The sequence below is a fragment of the Gillisia sp. CAL575 genome, from assembly GCF_000403785.1.
Classification (GTDB): Bacteria; Bacteroidota; Bacteroidia; order Flavobacteriales; family Flavobacteriaceae; genus Gillisia.
In genome coordinates, this window is sequence record NZ_APHJ01000039.1 from 164,684 (window position 1) to 182,178 (window position 17,495).

The window sequence follows — 17,495 nt, forward strand, 5'->3', positions numbered from 1 at the left end:
TACAGAGAATATTATATATATGAAATTAGATATATTGGCAATTGGTGCTCATCCCGATGATATTGAGTTGAGTTGTGCAGGAACAATCGCTAAGGAAGTAGATAAAGGTAGAAAAGTAGGTGTTCTAGATCTTACTCGCGGAGAACTCGGAACTCGTGGAACCGCGGAAACCAGAGATCAGGAAGCTGCTGATGCGGCCGAGATACTTGGTTTGGACGTAAGAGAAAATTTAAGATTTAAAGATGGGTTTTTTCTGAATGATGAAGCACATCAATTAGACATCATTAGAATAATTAGAAAATATAAGCCAGAAATCGTGTTTTGTAATGCGATAGATGATAGGCATATAGATCATGGGAAGGGTTCTAAATTAGTGAGTGATTCTTGCTTTTTGAGCGGACTATTAAAAATTGAAACTAAGGATAATGGAATAGTGCAGGAGCCTTGGAGGCCAAAGCATGTATATCATTATATTCAATGGAAAAATATAACTCCAGACATCGCTGTAGACATTACTGGATATATGGATATTAAGTTGAAATCTGTAATGGCTTATAAGACTCAATTTTTTGATAAAGATAGCAGTGAGCCTGCTACACCAATCTCCAGCGATAACTTTTTTGATAGTATTACCTATCGTGCTAGAGACTTAGGACGACTTATTGGAAAAGAATATGCAGAAGGATTTACCGTAGAACGTTATCCTGCAGTGGATTCCATTTTTGACCTAATTTAATTTCATTTTTTTCTTTGCGGAATTACAGAAAAAATATACATTTGCATCCGCGAATAAATGGTGGTTGTAGCTCAGCTGGTTAGAGCATCGGTTTGTGGTACCGAGGGTCGCCGGTTCGAACCCGGTCTTCCACCCTTTTTTAAACTCCTTAGGAAACTAAGGAGTTTTTTTTGTTTTAAATTCTTCTGTACTCAGAATGATTTTTGAGTCGTTAATCAAGATACTAGGAAGCTCTTATGTGTTCAATGATTACATCTAAATTTAAGGAACCAAAAAGGTTTCCTTCCAGATTCCATCTTCTAGTCTAAATCTTGCTCGAAGATGATTAGAATCTTCTTTAATCTTTAAGTATTCTATTCTTGCAGGTATAAATTCCAAGAGGGCGAAATTTAATTTTTTGGTTCTCTCTACCTTCAATGGATTTTTAATTGGCTTTCCTGGAGGGAATAAAGTATTATAATTGTTTACCGCTTTCCCATCTATTTTTTCTTTGTGTTCTTCCCATTCCTCATTATGAGTATGTATTAAGATGGTTCCTTTAATTATTAATTGAAGCTGTGCTTTAGGATTATAAAATAAGCCGCTGACCTTTGGATTAGTCTGGATTTGTTTGATCTTCGTAGATCTTAGATCAGTATAAAAAAGCAAACTTTTATTTTCTGTAACACCTCTCAAAATAACGGTGCGTTGTCTAATGGATTCATTTTTTCCAGTTGTAGCCAAAGTAAAATAATTGAATGGGTGTTCCTTATTGGATGAGGCAAAGTTAAGTTCCTTCCATGCATCCTGATATAAATCGTTTAACATGTGCTTATATGTGATTAATTAGTTTTTTATAAATTATTCATTTAGCTCAGGTTATGGGGGATTCTAATGATTTTGATTATTATATCGAGTTTTTAATATTCCTCTAATCAATTTCATATTCCAAACGCATGGTAATAGATGCGGTTTTCTTTTTATCTTGGGTGTTATAAGCCCCGCTCCAGCTATAATCTTCACCACTGTTCTGGCCTGTAATCTGAAATACTCCCATGCTGGCATCATTAAGCTTACCTAGCTTGCCACCGCTATTCTCTGAGATTTTCTCTGCTCTCAATCTAGCGTCTTCAGTAGCTTTAGAGATCATTTCAATTTTAAGATCGGCAATTTTGGTATAGTAATACCTTGGAGGAGTGGAGTTGAACTGTACTCCTTTATTCAATAGTTCTGTAATCTCTCGAGATACAGATTCTATTAATTCTACATTAGTAGACTCTATTTTGATAGATTGAATTAACTCATAGCCCTTAAAAGTGCTTCCAACATAATTACCATTTTGATATTGATTTTCCCGTTGTTCGTTGGTTTGAACAGAATTAAAAACAATATTTTCTGGAGGAATCCCTTTTTCAACCAGATAATCTTTTACGGTTTCCTTGTCTCGGTTCAGATCTTCGTATGCTTGTTTTAATACAGGGAATACTCTAACAAATTGTCCTTCCCATACAATTAGATCTGAGGTGAAATTCTCACTACCAGAGCCTGTAACAGAGATCACGCCAACTGGCTGTGCCCTTTTAATATAAGCATTCCCCAGTAGGAATGAAGCTAGAACAATAGCGATAGCGAAAATTATGGCAACCAAGTATTTCATGAAAGGAGATTTTATATGCATTTAAAGATATAAAATAATAATTCTGCTAGGACATTATTAGTTCAAATTCTTACTTTTGCGCATGCAACAAAACGTACTTATTTTAGACTTTGGTTCCCAGTATACGCAACTAATTGCAAGACGAGTTAGAGAGCTCAACATCTACTGCGAAATTCATCCATACAACAACCCTCCAAAAGACATTTCTGGTTTTAAGGCAGCTATCCTTTCTGGAAGTCCTTTCTCTGTGAGAGCCGAAGATGCGCCACATCCAGATCTTTCAGAAATTAGAGGGAAAAAGCCATTATTGGCTGTTTGTTATGGCGCACAATATCTTGCTCATTTTCACGGTGGGAAGGTAGAACCTTCAGAAACTAGGGAATATGGAAGAGCAAATTTGTCTATAATAAAAGATGCGGAAGCATTGTTTGAGAATATCACCGAGAATTCTCAGGTATGGATGAGTCATAGTGATACAATAAAAGAATTACCAACGAATGCAGTTCGTTTAGCGAGTACATCAGATGTGCTTAATGCAGCATATAGAATTGATGGGGAAGAAACCTTTGCAATTCAGTTTCATCCAGAAGTTTACCATACTTCAGATGGGAAACAGCTTTTAGAGAACTTTCTGGTAAACATTGCTGGAGTAGAGCAAAGTTGGACTCCCGAGGCTTTTGTAGACATGACAGTTTCAGAATTAAAAGAAAAAATCGGAAACGATAAAGTTGTTCTTGGACTGAGTGGAGGAGTAGATTCTACTGTTGCAGCAGTACTTTTACATAAAGCTATTGGTAAAAACCTGTATTGCATATTCGTAAATAATGGTTTACTAAGAAAAAATGAGTTCGATAGTGTTCTGGACCAGTATAAAGATATGGGGTTGAATGTGAAAGGAGTAGATGCTTCGGCACGTTTCTTGGATGCATTGGCTGGGATTAGTGATCCTGAAGGGAAAAGAAAAAAGATTGGAAATGCTTTTATTGAAGTTTTTGATGATGAGGCTCACCAAATTCAGGATGTTAAATTTTTAGCTCAAGGGACTATTTATCCAGATGTAATAGAATCTGTTTCTGCTACAGGAGGACCATCTGCAACAATAAAATCGCATCATAATGTAGGTGGTTTGCCAGATTTTATGAAACTTAAGATTGTGGAACCTTTACGAGCCCTTTTTAAAGATGAGGTAAGAAGAGTAGGAGCAGAACTTGGAATTGCAAAAGAATTGTTAGGAAGACATCCTTTTCCTGGCCCAGGACTGGCAATACGAATCTTAGGAGATGTTACTGCAGAAAAAGTAAGAATCCTTCAAGAAGTTGATGCCATTTTTATAAATGGACTTAAAGAATGGATGTTATACGATAAGGTTTGGCAAGCTGGGGCAATATTATTACCTGTGAACTCTGTTGGAGTAATGGGTGATGAGAGAACATATGAAAAAGTAGTAGCTCTAAGAGCGGTAGAATCTACTGATGGGATGACAGCAGATTGGGTAAATTTACCCTATGAATTCCTACAAAAAATCTCCAATACAATAATAAATAAGGTAAAAGGCGTTAATAGAGTAGTATATGATATAAGTTCTAAACCACCTGCAACGATAGAGTGGGAGTAATAGTTTGACGCTAATTTAATATCAGTAAAAAAAATAACAGATGAGGTTTGTAATTATTATATGCTTGTTCTTTCAAGTTCTTGCTACTAGTGCCTTTGGACAGGCATATCAATATCATACCGTTGCCGCTGGAGAAACAGTGTATAGTATTTCTAATAAATATGATATAAGTCAAGAAACACTGCTTAAACTAAATCCTGAAGCTAAGGAAGGTTTGCAGGTTAATGCTAAGTTGGTAATTCCAATGTCTTTGGAAAAAAGTGAGGCTTCTGTTAAAAAGGTAGTTAGCTTAAATTCGCATAAAGTTCAGAAAAAGGAAACATTATACAGTCTATCCAAACAATATGGGATTAGTGTAGATGATATTAAAAAGTACAACAAACAACTTTATTCTAAGGAACTACAGAATGGGGAAACCATACAGATTCCTGTTTTTGTAATAGATGAAAGTGCTCCAGAAAAAGTTATTATTGCTGAAAAGAAAGAAAGACCTGCGCCAGGAAAAGTAATTATAGAGGAACGAAATCCTAATGTAACTATTTCCAAACCTTCTTCTTCTTCTTCTTCTTCTTCTTCACAAGAGGGAAGAACAAGAGAGCATATTATTATTCCTAAAGAGACAAAATATGGGATTGCCCGCAAGTATGGAATGACGGTAAAAGAATTAGAGGCTCTTAATCCGACTGTTGGTGTTTTACAGCCGGGAATTATGCTTAAAGTTGGAACCAATGTACTGGACCAGCCGGTTATTATTACAGATGATGCTTTTGAATTTTACGAAGTGCAGCCACAAGAGACATTATACAGTTTAACTAGAAGATTTCAGATAGCTGAAGATTCTTTAGTAGCATTAAATCCTGCTTTAAAAGATGGATTAAAATGGGGTATGATTTTGAAAGTGCCAACCAAAGATTCTAAAGGGAATAAATTGGAAGATGTAGTTGATTTAGGAGAAACTCCAATGCCAACTTCGGAATTATCTAAAATGGATCTTTCCAAGAATTTAAAGAATTTCGATACTAAAAATCTGGTTTTGATGCTGCCGTATAATCTTAGCAAAATTAATAGGGATTCTATTTCTAATGCCAAAGAGTTAATTCAAAAGGATCGTGTATTGCGTATTTCTTTGGACTTTTATAGCGGCGCTATAATGGCTATAGATCGAGCTAAAGAATTGGGTATTTCTACAAACCTTCGTGTTTATGATACTCAGAATAATTCAGGAAAAGTTTCACAAACTATAGCATCCAACGATTTTAGCAATGTTGATGCGGTTATAGGTCCCTTATTGCAAGCAACTTCAGAAGAAGCGGCATCTAGTTTAATGAGTTTAAAAGTTCCGGTAATCTCACCGATGACGAATAGAGAGCTAAAACCGCTTCCAAACTTATACCAATCCCGTCCAAGTGATGAGATGTTAAGAGAAGCGATGATTGTATATCTTCAGAAAAATTCGCAAGGAAAAAATGTTATTATAATTGCAGATGCATCATCTTCAGCAATAAAAAGTAAGTTAACAACCGCCTTGCCTTCAGCAAGAATAATAAATCCACAAGCTAATAATATAACCGAATCTACCATTGCTTCTGTTCTTGATAAATCTCGTGAGAATTGGGTGATCTTGGAATCTGAAAGTATTGGTTTATTGGGTAGCGCAACTTCAGCATTAAATAGAATGGCTAGAAATAACAGAATCACTCTATTTACCACCTACAAAAACAGCACTTTTGAAAGTGATGCAGTTATCAATGAGCATTTAGGAGAATTAAAGTTCCATTTTCCTTCTGAATATAAAGAGTTCGACGAGTCTGTGACAGATAGCTTTATTGAAGCTTATAAAGCCAAGTATGGCTATATTCCTAATAAATATACGGTTCGCGGTTATGATTTAACTTTAGATATTTTGTTAAGACTTGCTGCTATGGGAACGATAGAAGAATCTGTAAATGCAAACATTATTACAGAATACGTTGAAAACAAATTTCTTTACAAGCCTAAAGCTAATGGTGGTTTTTATAATGATGCGATCTATATTATGCAATTGAATAAAGATCTTACCCTAAGTGTTGCAAAATAATTATCTATGACTTCAAAAGTAATTTATCAAGGAAATCTCCGTACAGAATGTGAGCATATCCAGAGTGGTAATAAATTTATTACAGATGCTCCAGTAGACAATAACGGTAAGGGAGAAGCATTTTCTCCTACAGACACAGTAGCTACGGCAATGGCTTCTTGTATGCTTACTATTATGGGAATTAAAGCTAATGAACATAATTTGGATATCAAAGGTACCTTTGCAGAGGTTACAAAGCACATGGAAGCCAATCCGCGAAGAATTTCTAAGATTGATGCTCTTGTAACTGTAAAAGGTGAACTAACAGATAGAGATAAAACCTTATTGGAAAATTCAGCTAAAACCTGCCCCGTAATTCAGAGTCTTCATCCGGATATTATCAAGAATATCATATTTAGCTATTAAAATATGAAGACTTTTTTCTTCATTTTTTTTATAACTATTTCTAGTTTTGTATTTGCGCAATCTGGTGATTCTAAAATTTCTTGGATTGAAGAAACTCCATTAAAATGGCAAGATTTTCAAGGTACACCTTTGGAGAAAACACTCTTTCATGCCAATTCAAATACAGGACTTTCTTATTCATGGGGTTTAAAAGGAACTTCACAGAAAATGGAGTTAGAGTATAAAGTAGAAACCCTTTTTTATCCTGAAGAAAGTTGGGTGCAGCCAGCTTCAAAAAGTGATTATTTATTGAAGCATGAACAATTGCATTTTGATATTTCTGAGTTGCATGCCAGGAAATTGAGGAAGCTATTGGCAAGTTTGGATGCTTCTAAAATAAATAAAGATTCCCGAAACTATCTAAATAAACTCTATGAGAAGTTAGATAAAGAGCGAAGTGCTATGCAAAATGCTTTCGATAAAGAATCTAATCACAGCTTGAATAAAGAGGCTGAACTTAAATGGCAGCAATTTATTAAAGAAGAATTAGATAAGTTAAAAGACTTTACTTCCTAAAAATTAGCGACTTCTTGCTTAGCAATTTCAAATTCTGAAATAATTTCCTGAATTATATCTGCAGCTGGTTTAATTTCATGTATTAGTCCTGAGATTTGGCCTATTTCTAGTTCACCATCTTCCATATCCCCTTCAAACATCCCTTTTTTAGCACGAGCACGCCCCAGTAAACTGATTAATTCTTCTTTTGTAGGAGCCGTCTGATATAAATTTTGTATTTGATTAAAGAACTTATTTTTAAGCATGCGCACAGGGGCCAATTCTTTCAAAGTTAATTGGGTATCTCCTTCTTTAGCTTCAACCACTTTATTTTTAAAATTTTGATGAGAAGATGCCTCGCTACTAGCAACAAATCTAGAGCCAATTTGTACTGCATCTGCACCAAGTACCATGGCAGCAAGCATTCCTCTTCCTGTAGCAATTCCTCCTGCAGCAATAAGAGGTATATCAAGCTGTTCCTTAACCATTGGGATCAATGTAAACGTAGTAGTTTCTTCCCGACCATTATGTCCTCCAGCTTCAAAACCTTCAGCAACCACGGCATCTACTCCAGCTTCTTGAGATTTTAGTGCAAATTTCACACTACTAACTACATGAACTACTTTTATACCATGACTCTGTAAATGTTTTGTCCAAGTTTTAGGATTGCCCGCAGAAGTAAAAACAATTTGCACTCCTTCTTCAATTATGATCTCTATGATCTTATCTATATCGGGATAGAGCATAGGGACATTAACAGCAAAAGGTTTATCTGTGGCCTTTTTACATTTCTGAATATGCACTCTTAGAATTTCTGGATACATAGATCCTGCACCAATAATTCCCAATCCACCATTATTGCTCACTGCGCTTGCAAGTTTCCAACCGCTTGCCCAGATCATTCCAGCTTGAATTAATGGATATTTTATATTGAAAAGTTCGGTAATTCTATTCTGCATATTTTATTGAAATTTATAGATATTCTTTTTTCGTCCCGCAATGCACCTTAACATCTCGTCACCCTCAATTTATTTCAGGGTCTCAATCCACTCTATTTATTTTAGTGTAGAGATTCTGAATCAAGTTCAGAATGACGTTTTTTAACAATTTATGGTGTTTTACGGATTTATATTTTATTTAAAAGCCGCGAATTCACGAATATAATCTCTCATTGAGGGTTTAATTCTCCAAGGCTTTTGACAGTGGTTTATAAGGAATGGGTTCGTGGCAATTTTTTAAAATTCCCCAAAAAACACTCTATATAAACATTAATTTAAGAAATCACTCCAGAACCTATTAATTCATCTTCTAAATACCAAGCCACGAATTGTCCCTCTGTGATTGCCGATTGCGCATTTTCGAATAGGACATAGAGGCCGTTTTCTGTTTGATGCAAGGTAGCTGCTTGTAATTCTTGTCTATATCTTATTCGGGCTTGTACTTTAAGTTCAGAATCTGGTGAAATTGCTAAGTCTTTACGAACCCAGTGTACTTCATCATTTTCAACAAAAAGCGCTTTTCTGAATAAACCTGGATGTTCTTTTCCTTGTCCTGTATAAATAATATTTTCATCTACATCTGTATCTATCACAAATAAAGGTTCAGGGGTACCACCAACGGCAAGACCTTTGCGTTGGCCTTTAGTAAAATAATGAGCTCCCTGATGTTTTCCTACTACTTTTCCGTCAGCTAATTCATACTGAAACTTCTTAGAAAGAAGTTTTAATTCTTCTGCTTTAGAGTTGAAATGAACGGGTAGATCTTGATATTGCTCTCTATGAGCATCTATTTCTACAATTACTCCCTCTTTTGCTTTCAGTTTTTGCTGAAGAAATTCTGGTAATCTAACCTTTCCTATAAAACAAAGACCTTGAGAGTCTTTTTTATCGGCAGTGATAAGATCTTGTTCAGCAGCAATTTTTCGTACCTCTGGTTTTAGAAGCTTCCCAATTGGAAAAAGCGTTTTAGAAAGCTGTTCCTGGGTAAGCTGACATAAGAAATAAGACTGATCTTTATTATAATCCTTACCTGCTAAAAGCTGGTAGATTGTTTTCCCATCTTTTTCTATAATACCTTTTCTACAATAATGTCCTGTGGCAACATAATCTGCTCCCAAAGAAAGAGCAATCTTCATAAAGACATCAAATTTTATTTCTCTATTGCAAAGTACATCCGGATTAGGAGTACGACCTAGTTCATATTCACGAAACATATAATCTACAATACGTTCCTTGTATTCTTCACTTAGATCTACCGTTTGGAATGGAATACCTAATTTTTCAGCAACCATCATAGCATCATTGCTATCATCCAACCATGGGCATTCATCAGAAATAGTTACGGTATCATCGTGCCAATTCTTCATGAACAAGCCTATAACTTCATATCCCTGTTGTTGCAATAAATATGCGGTCACACTAGAATCTACTCCTCCAGATAGACCAACCACTACTTTTTTCATAATTTAACTTCCTTCACTCCAAAAAAATATGGAGATTTATAATTCTAATAATTGTCGATTTACCGAAGGCAAAATTACGAAATTATAAGAGGTTTTCTAAATAGTTGTCGATTGTAATCTTGTTATGAGAGCAATTAGAATATCATAAAATCTCAAACGATTGGAGTCAATAAGGTAGGTTAGAAGCTGAATCAATTTCAGCTTGACGAAAACATAATTTTTTTGATACCCAAGTAATAATTTAATTAAATAAAAAAAAAGGTAGTGAATACTACCCTTTTTTTTAAATTTTATGTTCTTAAGCGTTATCTTTTTTCAAAAACAATATTTGTGTTTTGTCCAGCAAGTAGATCTGGGTAGAAAGTAAAACTGGTGTTAGAAGAATTAAATTCAACTCTTCCAGCTTGAGAACCGATTCCTTCGAAAGGAATATTAAATTTATATCTAGAATTTCCTTCATTACTCCAAGCAGAAGAATCTGAATCTTCTAAAGTACATTCTCCTCCAGTTTCCGTGTAAAATTCGGAGTCTGCATTGCTGTCTTCCTTAAAATTTATAAACGATTGTTTGTTGCATTCGCTTACAGATAAATTAAGTGCTGCACTATTATTAATTTCTGCGACAAACCACTTTCCTAAAATTTGGTCGTCACCGGCATTTCCTCCATCGTCATCACTTGTACAAGAGGTTAATAATGCTAAACTAAAAAATAATAAAAAGATCTTTTTCATGTAAATAGGTTTTAATTTGGTTTATAAAGATAAGTTTTCATTTAAAACTGAATAAAGAAAGTTTTATTTTATGATTCTATAAAAATTCAGAATTCAGAATTCAGAATTCAACACTGATAACTGAAGACTGAAAACCGAACACTGATTTCTAATTATTTCTTGTTTTTCTGCTGTTCTGCTTGCTCCATAATGTCTTGCATCTTTTTAGCAAACTTCCCTTGTTTTTTAGGTTTCTTCTTATTCTCCTGAATCTTTGCGTGGATCTTTTCTTCGTCTATAATTGCATACTTAATAACAAGCATAATCCCAATGGTAATTAAATTGGAAACAAAATAGTATAATGAAAGTCCACTCGCATAGTTGTTAAAGAAAAACAACATCATAAGAGGGGATAGGTACATGATGAATTTCATGTTTGGCATTCCCGGCTGCTGATTATTCTGCATGGTTTGACCCGTGGTCATCATCATATAAATGAAGATAGCAATAGATGCTAGAATTGGGAACAAACTTACATGGTCTCCATAAAATGGAATTGTAAATGGTAATTCTGCAATTGTATCGTAACTAGAAAGGTCATCTGCCCAAAGGAATCCTTTTTGCCTCAATTGGAAAGCACTCGGGAAGAACTGGAATAAGGCATAGAAGACCGGAATTTGCATTAAAGCGGGTAAACATCCACTCATAGGGCTGGCTCCTGCCTTGCTATAAAGCTTCATGGTTTCCTGCTGCTTTTTCATTGCATTGTCCTTATACTTCTCATTAAGCTCATTAATTTCAGGCTTTAATACCTTCATTTTAGCTTGAGATAAATAAGATTTATAAGTTACTGGAGATAATACAATTCTAACAACAATGGTCATTACAATAATAGCAATACCATAACTAGGTAAGAAACTGGATAGAAATGCAAAAAACGGAATAAATACATATTTGTTAATCCAACCAAAAATCCCCCAACCTAGCGGTACAACTTCATCTAAGTTTCTATCATAATCGTTTAAGATCTTATAATCTGTAGGACCATAATACCAATTCATATTATAATTAAGCTCACCACCTTTTAATTCTAAAGGCAAAGTAGTCGCAAATTCCTTAGTGTATACCGTATCTATTTCCTCATCTTGAACCAAGTTCTTAGAAATAAATTTCCCTTGAGTAAATGGTGTGTCTGTTAATAAAATAGAGGAGAAGAAGTGTTGCTTATATGCTACCCAAGTAACATCATCTGCTTCATCATCTTTTAAATCTCCATGTCCTAGATAATCATCATCTCCATCTTCATATTCCCAAGCTAATTCGGTATATCTGTTTTCATAAGAGATACTTTTTGAATGGCGGTATCCTTTTAATTTCCAGTCTAAATTAACTGTATTAGAACTACTTATCACATCTCTTAAACCTTGTGAACGAATGCTGAAATCCAACATATATTCTCCCGGTTTCATTACATAAACATATTCCAGATATTCAGATTCTGAAACCTTTAGCTTCATAGAAAGCACTTGGTTATTACCGCTTTCTGAAAGGGAAGGTTCAAAATACATATCTTTTGTATTGATCACCCTACCATCTGCAGTGGTAAAATTTAAGTTTAAGGAAGCATTTCCGTCTTTTATAAGATAGACAGGAATAGAATCGTAGGTTTTAAACTGAGTCATTCTCGCTTCAGAAATATAACCACCTTTGTTCTCAATGTTCAAGTCTAGAACGTCGTTAGCTAACTTTGTAGTTACATTAGATGCTGAAGCTAATGTTGCAGAATAACCAAAAGTACCCATGGATTCTCGTACTCTTGCTCTTGCGGTAGAATCCATCTCCTGGATAGCAACTTCTTTTTGTGGAGAACTAGTTTCTTGAGGAACAGTTTCAACCTGTTCTATAGTATCTTGATTATTTTCAGCTTCGTTATTCTCAAAGGAATTGTTGTACAACATCCATATTAAAAGTCCACCAATAAGGAAAAATCCTATTAAGGATTGTACGTCGAATTTTTTTTCTTCCATGTTAAAATATAAAATAAACTAAGCGTTCTCTATCACTTAGAGTTATTGTTAGTCAAAAAAATGACCGTTTATTGATTTTGTGTCAATTTGACACTCTTTTTTAGTTTAGAGTAGGTTACGGCAGCTTTCACAAAACCTACAAATAGTGGATGTGGATTGGCAACTGTACTTTTATATTCAGGGTGATATTGTACTCCAACATACCAAGGATGACCTTCCAACTCTACAATTTCCACCAATCCAGTTTCAGGATTAACTCCCGTACTTTTTAATCCGGCGTTTTCTAATTCGGTTTTATACTTGTTGTTGTACTCGTATCTATGTCTATGTCTTTCTGAAATCTCTTCAGATTTATAAATGTCTTTAACAAGTGAACCTTCAGCAAGTTTACAAGTCCAGGCGCCCAATCTCATAGTTCCTCCTTTATGAGTAACCTGCTTTTGAGCTTCCATAATATCTATTACAGGATGTTTGGTGTCGTGATCCATTTCCGTAGAATTGGCATTTTTTAACTGAAGAACGTTTCTAGCAAATTCAATAACTGCCATTTGCATTCCAAGACAGATTCCTAGGAAAGGAATATTATTTTCACGCGCATAACGCACCGCATCTATTTTTCCTTCAACTCCTCGCTCTCCAAAACCAGGAGCAACCAAAATTCCGTCTAAATGAGCTATCTTATTTTTAATAGTATTTTCATTGATGAATTCTGAATGAATACTTTCTACTGTAACCTTAACTTCATTCGCAGCACCAGCATGAATAAAAGATTCCAATATAGACTTATAAGAATCCTGAAGTTCTACATATTTCCCGATAAGTCCGATTCTTACTTCGTACTTAGGGTTTTTATGACGTTGTAAAAATTGATTCCAGCGCTCTAAATTAGGAGTAGTATCATCTGGTAACATCAACTTTTTAAGTACAACTGTATCTAGACCTTCCTCTAACATAAGATTAGGAACGTCGTAAATTGTTGATGCATCTATAGATTGAATAACTGCCTCTTGGCGAACATTACAAAAGATGGCAAGTTTCCTTCTAATATCATCAGAAAGTTCATGCTCTGTTCTACACACCAAGATATCTGCCTTAATTCCACTTTCCATCAAGGTTTTTACACTGTGTTGGGTTGGTTTGGTTTTAAGTTCTCCTGCAGCCGCAAGATAGGGTACAAGAGTAAGATGAATTACCAAGGCATTATCATCTCCCAACTCCCATTTAAGTTGTCTAACTGCTTCTATATAAGGCAAGGATTCTATATCTCCTACTGTACCACCTATTTCTGTGATTACAATATCATATTCCCCACTTTTACCAAGAATCTGAATGCGTTCTTTGATTTCGTTGGTGATATGCGGCACAACCTGCACGGTTTTACCTAAAAATTCTCCTCTGCGCTCTTTTTCAATTACGCTTTGATAAATTCTACCGGTGGTAACGTTGTTGGCCTGTGATGTTTTTACATTTAAAAAACGCTCATAGTGACCCAAATCTAAATCTGTTTCTGCTCCATCTTCAGTCACATAACATTCGCCATGTTCATAAGGATTAAGAGTTCCAGGATCTACATTTATGTAAGGATCTAATTTCTGAATTGTGGTTTTAAAGCCACGAGCTTGTAATAATTTTGCCAAAGAAGCAGCGATAATTCCCTTTCCTAAAGAAGATGAAACCCCGCCAGTGACAAAAATATACTTGGTTTCGGCCATTTTGTAAGTATTTGTTGTGTTGCTTAATTCAGGGCGCTAAATTACAAAGAAGAATAGAAAAAAGCTCGCAATTTTAAGCCTAATATTTTAGGTAAGAAATCAATACTATAATTGTTCGGAAGGCTTAATTATTAGGGTATCTAAGGCGAATGTTTCTTAGTATACTTTCCATACCATTTACCTTAAGTTCGGTTACTTGCTGTAGTTGATCTCCTAATTTTCCTTCTGGAAAACCTTTTTGCCGATACCAAATAAGGTAATATTCGGGAATTTCCGATAGAAATAATCCTTTGTATTTGCCAAAATACATCTTGGCGTAAGCTAATTCTATGAGGGCTCTTTTGTCTGGCTTTAATTCCATAGGGCAAATGTAAGTAGAAAGAATTATTACTTACAATGCTTAAAACATAATTCGGAGATCTTATTTTGACTGAGAGGTTTTATGATATAATCTTTAACAAAATCATATTCTGAAGCTTTGTTCTTATCTAAATTGCTGGTGCTAGAAGTGAGGATCACAATTTTTGGAGTAATATTATTTTCTACTAGTTTATCCAAAAAATCCCATCCGCTCATCTCTGGCATATTGAGATCTAGAAAAATTATATCATTCTGCTCCTTTTTATTTAGGATTTCTTCTAAGGCTAAAACCGGATTTGTGAAATCTGATATAGGGATAGTAATCCCTTCAACTTGCAGAAGCTTACGGGTAATGAAATTTGTGATAGGTTGATCGTCAACCAGTATTACTGAATTCATTCTTAATCTACTTTTAAATGTTCTAGGTCCTGCGTAGCCATTAAAATAACCTCTTGGAGCACAAGATCCATTTCTGCTGCAGAAGATTCTATTTTCGGGATTAATTCAGTTCTTATTTCTAGGTCAGAGAAGTGAGGGAAAAGTCCAACTAATCCTTGAATTCTAGATAAAGGTTCTCTAATATTATGTGCGTTGAGAGCAGATATGTGTAGTAATCGCTTGTTTTTTTCGAAGATCTCACTGGTACGATCTTTAATAATCTCTTTTTGATTTCTTACAATATCCTGAATTTCTTCATGCTGTGTTTTGATTACTTTCAATGCTTCAGTTAGAGATTTGTTTTTATTGTCTAACAAACGTGCTAGGTAGATCTCATGAAATTTAGCTTCAAAACAATCTATTGCTAACTTTAAAATATCAAGATCAGCTATCGTAAAGGTTTTGTTTTTATCTGCAATCAAAGTAACAGTAACCTTTCTGCCATTATTGTTGAATAACCAGGCCCACAATTCTGGTTCAATTAAAGTGTTGTAATCTATATTTCTTGCTATCCATTCTTCAGGTATATTAGTAGAATGCATCGGAATTTCAGTAGAATAAAGTTCCTTTTCGTGCTCTAATAATTCAGCTTTTTCCTGAAAATCGAAATCCACCGCATCTTTAGTGAGCGAGAAGAAAAGAAGTTTTTCTTGCTGCTGAATTGTTATACGAATAATATGAAAGTTAATAAGATATTTAAGATGTGTTTTGGATACTTCACCAACTTCCGCCAGTGTAGAACATCTACTTATTTTATTAGCAAATTTTGAATAAGCCTCATAAGTTATTCTGTATAACTGAGAAGAATTCTTGGAGATATCTTGCATTTACAAACTGTTAATTACTCTAAAGTTTCTAAAAGTTCGTTATCTATCTTAATACCAGAAACATCTGCGATAGTATTTAGCATATTTACAAGATCTGCCTGAGCCATTAACTCCTGAATTTCTTTCTTATTAAATCCGGCATTTTCCAATTCTTCAAAATCTGAATCATTAATATTTTTATGGTTCAAAGCAGCTTTGGTAACTACATTTACTGCAGTTCTGTAACTTACTGGCATGCTTGGGGAATTTAAATGCTCTGTTGCTTTAAAGTCTTCAGTATCACTTATCATACTACTCATACTATCTGCAAAAATTCCATGCGCATGAGAACAGTAATTACAACCCCTTTCTTTAGACACGTTGTAAATAATTAATTGTTTTAAAACATTTGGTACTTCCCCTTCCATTAGGGTGGACTTTAGTTTATTCCAGTTTCCACTTAGTAAGGTTGCATTATCTCCTTGGCATTTAAACCAGTTTAATACAAAAGGTAATTGTAGGGTTTTTTTGGTGTCATCGTAAATCGCTTGGACTTCTAGTGGAGCATCTTCATAGGACACCATGGGATAGCGTGAGGTAGAATTATTCATGTAGGTTTTAATTTAGGGTTTTCAAATTTAAGTCTTGAATATACAATTTAAATTAATAAAGAATAATATATAACTGAATGTTAAGTTTCGTTTAACCTGATTAATGGGCGTTTACATAGAAATTCTCCAATAGGTATATAATTTTAAGAGGTGTAGAAACGCTGATTCCTATAAATAAAAGTTAAATATTTTTTTATAACTAAGCAATCGCATAGTTTTGCAGTGTAATTAAAAACAATGGCAAGAACTAAGCAATATAAGGAAGAAGATGTTATCCAAAAGGCCATGAACCTTTTTTGGCGTAATGGCTACGAAGCAACTTCTGTACGTATGTTGGAAAAGGAAATGGGGATCAATCAATTTTCTATTTATTCTAGTTTTGGAAATAAACATGGAGTTTTTGTTGAAAGTATCAAAGCATACAAAAGTGAATTGAATAGTATTAGAAATATTCTTAAAAATTCTAATAACGGGATTTTAGGGATAAAGCAGTTCTTCTATAACTTTTTGGAATTTACAAAAGATAATGAACAGGGGAAAGGCTGTTTAGTATGTAATACGGTAAGTGAACTTGGAAATAAAGCTGAACCAGACTTGATGGTGGAGTTAATGAAATTTACCGAGGAGTTAAGATCCCTATTTGTTAATAATTTAAAACAAGATAAACTTAGAACAGAGGATCTAGTAGAGAGAGAAGCCAATTATTTAACCACATCTATGCTAGGACTTTCATTAGGTTCCAGAATTCAAAACGAAACTGAACTTGAAGATTACATTGAAATGATATTTAATAAAATGTAATATTTTTTTACAATTAAACTAAGCGTTTGCTTAGAAAATAATAATAATTTTAAAACTTTAATAATATGAAAAATTTAATACTAACATTTATTATACTGGTTTACTCAGTATCTCTCACTGCTCAGGATTATGCAGTGGTTTTGAATGCTGACTCAAGAAATGAGGCAAAGAACGAAAAGGATAGTCGACTTAATAAGTTTACTTCAGATATTCTTTTAAACAAAGACTTTAAGTATAGGGATTTCCTGAAACAATCTAAAAGCTCGAAAGTTAATTTTCGTTTAAATGGAAATACATTAACAGAGCATCAACTCACCAAATTGCTAAGAAGGAATGTAAGAAAGGCTGCAAATTATGATGAATTTCAACGATTTCTAGAAACCACCTCTTCTCAATTTGATAGAATTCTTACAAGGGAAGAAATGCATTTGCTGTATGAGCGATTTCAAGGCGGTACTTTCAGCTCTTATATGAAAGACTTAGCTGAGAACTGGTAAACAGAATTATGAAATTTCAGTTATTAAAAATATAGAAATCAACATTCTTAAATTTAACCTAAGCCTAGA

The 17,495-nt window shown here is 34.3% G+C and carries 18 protein-coding genes and 1 tRNA gene; 8 read left to right on the plus strand and 11 right to left on the minus strand.

The genetic code is table 11. The features are described from left to right. The first annotated feature begins 19 nt into the window (after positions 1-19). Positions 20-736, plus strand: coding sequence for a bacillithiol biosynthesis deacetylase BshB1 (gene bshB1, locus I130_RS13240; protein WP_034924092.1), 717 nt, complete (start codon positions 20-22; stop codon positions 734-736). Between the two features lie 59 nt (positions 737-795). Then, positions 796-871: transfer RNA gene (locus I130_RS13245), tRNA-His, on the plus strand. 126 nt (positions 872-997) lie between these two features. On the opposite strand, the gene I130_RS13250 is transcribed toward I130_RS13245, so the two are convergent. Next, positions 998-1,543 (minus strand): pyridoxamine 5'-phosphate oxidase family protein, encoded by a 546-nt coding sequence (locus tag I130_RS13250; protein WP_034924094.1) that lies wholly within the window; start codon positions 1,541-1,543, stop codon positions 998-1,000. 103 nt (positions 1,544-1,646) lie between these two features. Further along, positions 1,647-2,372 (minus strand): SIMPL domain-containing protein, encoded by a 726-nt coding sequence (locus I130_RS13255; protein ID WP_034924095.1) that lies wholly within the window; start codon positions 2,370-2,372, stop codon positions 1,647-1,649. An 82-nt stretch (positions 2,373-2,454) separates the two neighbouring features. Here I130_RS13255 and guaA point away from each other — a divergent pair, with 82 nt between their 5' ends. Genes guaA through I130_RS13275 form a run of 4 tightly spaced genes read left to right on the plus strand, consistent with a single transcriptional unit; the run spans position 2,455 to position 7,024 of the window. Beyond that, positions 2,455-3,987 carry a glutamine-hydrolyzing GMP synthase gene (gene guaA / locus I130_RS13260; RefSeq protein WP_034924097.1) on the plus strand — a complete coding sequence of 511 codons (1,533 nt, stop codon included), beginning with the start codon at positions 2,455-2,457 and terminating at the stop codon, positions 3,985-3,987. Between the two features lie 40 nt (positions 3,988-4,027). Further along, complete coding sequence (locus tag I130_RS13265; RefSeq protein ID WP_034924100.1) at positions 4,028-6,064, plus strand: LysM peptidoglycan-binding domain-containing protein; 2,037 nt, start codon at positions 4,028-4,030, stop codon at positions 6,062-6,064. A 6-nt stretch (positions 6,065-6,070) separates the two neighbouring features. Further along, positions 6,071-6,469, plus strand: coding sequence for an OsmC family protein (locus I130_RS13270; RefSeq protein ID WP_034924101.1), 399 nt, complete (start codon positions 6,071-6,073; stop codon positions 6,467-6,469). A 3-nt stretch (positions 6,470-6,472) separates the two neighbouring features. Beyond that, positions 6,473-7,024: a DUF922 domain-containing protein gene (locus I130_RS13275; protein WP_034924103.1), complete on the plus strand. Its 552-nt coding sequence runs from the start codon at positions 6,473-6,475 to the stop codon at positions 7,022-7,024. On the opposite strand, the gene I130_RS13280 is transcribed toward I130_RS13275, so the two are convergent. The 9 genes from I130_RS13280 to I130_RS13320 all read right to left on the minus strand — a co-directional run bounded on the left by I130_RS13280 (position 7,021) and on the right by I130_RS13320 (position 16,128). Next, entirely contained in the window at positions 7,021-7,962 is a 942-nt protein-coding gene (locus tag I130_RS13280; protein ID WP_034924105.1) for an NAD(P)H-dependent flavin oxidoreductase, read from the minus strand. The two genes, I130_RS13275 and I130_RS13280, sit on opposite strands and share 4 nt — an antisense overlap. Positions 7,963-8,276: 314 nt before the next feature. Further along, positions 8,277-9,464, minus strand: a complete 1,188-nt coding sequence (mnmA, locus tag I130_RS13285) for a tRNA 2-thiouridine(34) synthase MnmA (RefSeq protein ID WP_034924106.1) — start codon at positions 9,462-9,464, stop codon at positions 8,277-8,279. A 305-nt stretch (positions 9,465-9,769) separates the two neighbouring features. Then, positions 9,770-10,195, minus strand: coding sequence for a lipocalin family protein (locus I130_RS13290; RefSeq protein WP_034924108.1), 426 nt, complete (start codon positions 10,193-10,195; stop codon positions 9,770-9,772). 152 nt (positions 10,196-10,347) lie between these two features. Then, complete coding sequence (gene yidC, locus I130_RS13295; RefSeq protein ID WP_034924109.1) at positions 10,348-12,201, minus strand: membrane protein insertase YidC; 1,854 nt, start codon at positions 12,199-12,201, stop codon at positions 10,348-10,350. A 68-nt stretch (positions 12,202-12,269) separates the two neighbouring features. Next, complete coding sequence (locus I130_RS13300) at positions 12,270-13,913, minus strand: CTP synthase (RefSeq protein WP_034924114.1); 1,644 nt, start codon at positions 13,911-13,913, stop codon at positions 12,270-12,272. A 124-nt stretch (positions 13,914-14,037) separates the two neighbouring features. Further along, positions 14,038-14,274 (minus strand): DUF3820 family protein, encoded by a 237-nt coding sequence (locus I130_RS13305; protein WP_034924123.1) that lies wholly within the window; start codon positions 14,272-14,274, stop codon positions 14,038-14,040. Positions 14,275-14,300: 26 nt separating this feature from the next. After that, a complete protein-coding gene (locus I130_RS13310; protein WP_034924130.1) occupies positions 14,301-14,672 on the minus strand; it encodes a two-component system response regulator in 372 nt (123 codons plus the stop codon). A 2-nt stretch (positions 14,673-14,674) separates the two neighbouring features. Beyond that, positions 14,675-15,538 carry a hypothetical protein gene (locus tag I130_RS13315; protein WP_034924132.1) on the minus strand — a complete coding sequence of 288 codons (864 nt, stop codon included), beginning with the start codon at positions 15,536-15,538 and terminating at the stop codon, positions 14,675-14,677. A gap of 14 nt (positions 15,539-15,552) precedes the next feature. Continuing rightward, complete coding sequence (locus I130_RS13320) at positions 15,553-16,128, minus strand: carboxymuconolactone decarboxylase family protein (RefSeq protein ID WP_034924135.1); 576 nt, start codon at positions 16,126-16,128, stop codon at positions 15,553-15,555. A 237-nt stretch (positions 16,129-16,365) separates the two neighbouring features. On the opposite strand from I130_RS13320, the gene I130_RS13325 reads away from it, so the two are divergent. Together I130_RS13325 and I130_RS13330 are read left to right on the plus strand one after the other, a co-directional pair. After that, positions 16,366-16,929 carry a TetR/AcrR family transcriptional regulator gene (locus I130_RS13325; RefSeq protein ID WP_034924138.1) on the plus strand — a complete coding sequence of 188 codons (564 nt, stop codon included), beginning with the start codon at positions 16,366-16,368 and terminating at the stop codon, positions 16,927-16,929. A gap of 65 nt (positions 16,930-16,994) precedes the next feature. After that, positions 16,995-17,426, plus strand: coding sequence for a hypothetical protein (locus tag I130_RS13330; RefSeq protein WP_034924140.1), 432 nt, complete (start codon positions 16,995-16,997; stop codon positions 17,424-17,426). Positions 17,427-17,495 lie beyond the last annotated feature (69 nt).